Genomic DNA, 3346 nt, shown 5'->3' on the forward strand with positions numbered 1-3346 from the left:
CACCCGCGCGGCCTCAGCCAGATCCGCCGCGGCACGCGCGTGCGCTTCGGCGGTCTGACGCCACTTCTTGGCCTGCTCGGCATGCCGCTCGGCACGTTCCTGAGCGTTACGGGCCTGGTCGGTGAACGCCGCCGCGTCAATCGAATGCGACGCCGTTTCCACCGCCGGCACCGCAGCCCGTGCCGCCTGGGACATCCCGAAGGCCATCTGCGCCCACTGCGCCCCGTACGGCTGACCGGTCTCCACCAGCACATCGGCCTGCACCTGGGCCTTGACCGCCGCGGTCTGCGCGTCCGCCGCCGCCGCGCGAGCGTTGCCCACCTGGCGGGCGATCTCCGCCTTCACCCCGTCGAACGCATCGACCGGGTGCTGCCCGCCCGCGGTGTTCGCGGCCAGGATCTGCTCGGCCTTCCGTGCCTCATTCCCCGCCAGGATCAGGGAATTCGACGAGCGCTGCAACGCCCGGATACCGTTGCCGTGCTCCACCAGCAGAACACGCCGGGCCTCGTTCGCCCGCGCCGAACGCTTCGCCAGCTCCGACAAGGCCTCCGCGGCCTCCTGCCGGGCCTCCTCGTCAGCGAGGAACTTCTCCCGCGCCTCGGCGTCCTTCCTGGCCGCCTCCAAATACCCGCTGGCCAGGAACTGCTCGACCGCCGCATCACCAGCGTCCAACGCGGTCTGCGCGGCCCGCTTGACCTCCGGCCCGCCGACCCCGACGAGCATCTGCACGCGAGCCCGGTTCTCCGCCGCCCGCTGCTGGACGCTCTGCGTCGCCGCCGCGTCCCGCTGCTCGGCGATAGCCTTGCCGTAGGCCAAAAACTGCGCACGGTCCAGATCGGTACCGGCCAGCACACGGTCCACTTCGGCCCGCAGATACGCCCCACCGGTACCACGCAACGGCTCGATCGCCGCCCGGTTCTGCCGGGCGACCTCGGCCTTGCGATCCGCGGCCCTCTTCTGCGCCTCCCGCAAACCCGCGTTGAGGAACGCCATGATCGCCGTACGGCCGCCCTCCAGTGCGGCCCTCGCGGCATCACGAACCTCGACATCCTCAGCCAACTCGGCATTGTCAGCCACCAACTGACGCAACCGAGGGTCACCGGTGTCCGGAACACCGGTCTTGCCGTCCCACTCCTTGTACGGATCAGCGGGCATCGGCCGCGGCGGCTCCGAATCTTGGGCCGCCGCAACGGTTCTGAGCTGTTCCGGCGCCGCGGCTGCCGGGTTGACCAGCCCGGCGAGTACCGCGAGCGCCACCACAGCGCTGCGTAGTTTCACTGTGAACTCCCCTGCGTGAGGCCGGTCCGGCACCCGGGTCGAGGCGGATACCGGACCGGAGAACTGGTGATCCGCGGTCAGGTCAGTTGCCGCCGCCAGGCGGTGGCAGCACGATCACCACCTTGCGCATCACCTTGACCTCACCGGTGGTGGCATTCCACGTGATGTACCAGCCGTTCTGGAAGTCGCTGCGGCGGCCGCCGGGGATGTCGTACTCGTCGCTGGTGGGGTAGCCGAGTTCGGACTTCTCCCAGCCCATGCTGGCCCACTTGTCCCGGATGGCACCGAGTACCCAGTGCGACCCGGTAGTGGGCGACCAGTAGATCGACAGCATCCGTTCGGGGTTGTAGTGCACGTACTGGCCGACACCGTCGGGTGTGGTGGCCTGGTCCATCGCCAGGGTGGCGCCACCGCCGACGTTGTAACGGCCCAGCGCGTCGAAGGTCTGGATGATCGCGCCGGCGAGCATGCGCGCCTCGGTGCCCTGCTTCCAGTACATCCTGCCCCGCTCGAAGTCCCGGTAGCGGACACCGGCCTCGTGGACCTCGGTGGCCGTCGGCTTGCCGACCCTGGCACGCAGCGCGTCGTCGTTGTACCAGCGCAGCATGATCGGCGTGGTGATGATCGGGTCAGGGTTGACGACGTTCCAGGTGGTGTCCGCCTTGAACACGTGCTGGTTGGTGTCCCACACGTTGGCGCCGCTTTCGTTGGCGGCGTACAGCGCGGCACCGTAGTGACGCAGGAAACGACCAGGCAACGCCTTGGACTCCAACGACACACCAGAACCGGAGTGGCCCAGCTTCGGGCACCACGTGGCGTCCTTCTTGAACACGTCACTGCCATCGCTGGCGTGCAACTTCACCCGCTGATCCTGCTGACGCAGATAGCTGCCGACCTTCGTGGCCGACTCGAACGAGTAACAGGCCGTATCAGCCAGACCCGCCACAACCTTCCAAGTCGCCTCGCCCAGCGGTGCCTCACCGGGCACGCCCGGCGTGCCTGGCGTGATGACCGCGTCGCCACCGCCGGTCCGCACATGCCAGCCCTTCACCCCCGGCGTCGTGGTCATCAACGCCTGGTTGAGCACGGCATACTGCGTCTCCGACAAGAACCTCGTGACATCCGCCGCAGTACCCGCCAGCGCGGCGTTGGCCGCCGCGACCAAACGCGGCCGCACCCGGCCTGCTTCGGCCTTGGCCTTGATCTCACGGACCTTCTGCCGGTCAGCCTCCTCACGCAGAGCCTTCTCCCGAGCAGCGTCACGCTCATCGGCCGCCTTCATACCGGTGTCGATGAACGCCTTCCAATCCGCCGGATTGGTACTGCGCAACGCGGCGTCCGCGGCGTTCTTCACCTCGATGTGCCGCGGCTGCGCCAGCTCCGGCGTGGTCAGCAACTGACGGATGAAATTGTCGTCCGACAGCGTCAGCCAGCCTTCCGGCGCGATGATCCCCAGCAGCGCGGCCGCGTTCTTCTTCGCCTGCTTGGCAGCCAGAATCCGCGCGGCCTCCTCGCTTTCCTGCTTGGCCTTCTCGATCGCGTCGCGCTGGTCCTCGATGTGCAGGGTGTAGATCGTGGTGGTGATGAACGTCTTCCACGCCACCGCGTCACCACCCCACGCGTCCACCGCGCCCTGCTTGACCTTCGGGCCGGTCGAGCGGCGCCACACCTGGTAGACGAAGTTCTGGTCGTTGCCGTCCAGCATCGCCGCATCCGCCGGGATCTCCGCGAACGCCGCCGCGTTCTGCCGCGCCTCCCGCGCCTGACGCGCCTCTTCCGTACGCCGGGCATACTCAATATGGTCACGATCGACAAAATCATGAATACCAGTACGGATGAACGCCGTCGCATCCGGCGCATCCGGCGTATCCACCACAATCCGGTAAACCCGGTAAGCCTCAGCCTTCGTCAGCGGATACTTGTCCGGACTGATCCGGTCATACACCCGGAACACGAAATTCTTGTCCGACAACATCAACCACTCATCGGTCGCCTCACCGACCTCGATCGCGCGCACCGCACGGACCTTCTCCACCTCAGTGGACTCCGGCATCGCGGTGGCCGCCGG

The 3346-nt window shown here is 67.6% G+C and carries 1 protein-coding gene and 1 pseudogene; both read right to left on the reverse strand.

The window, feature by feature from the left end:
- Window positions 1-1278: pseudogene (locus GC106_RS46910) on the reverse strand (ALF repeat-containing protein); the annotation flags it as partial.
- An 82-nt stretch (window positions 1279-1360) separates the two neighbouring features.
- Window positions 1361-3346 (reverse strand): AbfB domain-containing protein (locus tag GC106_RS46915; protein ID WP_173142671.1); only part of this gene is annotated, 1986 nt, incomplete at its 5' end.

The organism is Kibdelosporangium persicum, from assembly GCF_013280595.1.
In the GTDB taxonomy this organism is placed as follows: Bacteria; Actinomycetota; Actinomycetes; order Mycobacteriales; family Pseudonocardiaceae; genus Kibdelosporangium; species Kibdelosporangium persicum.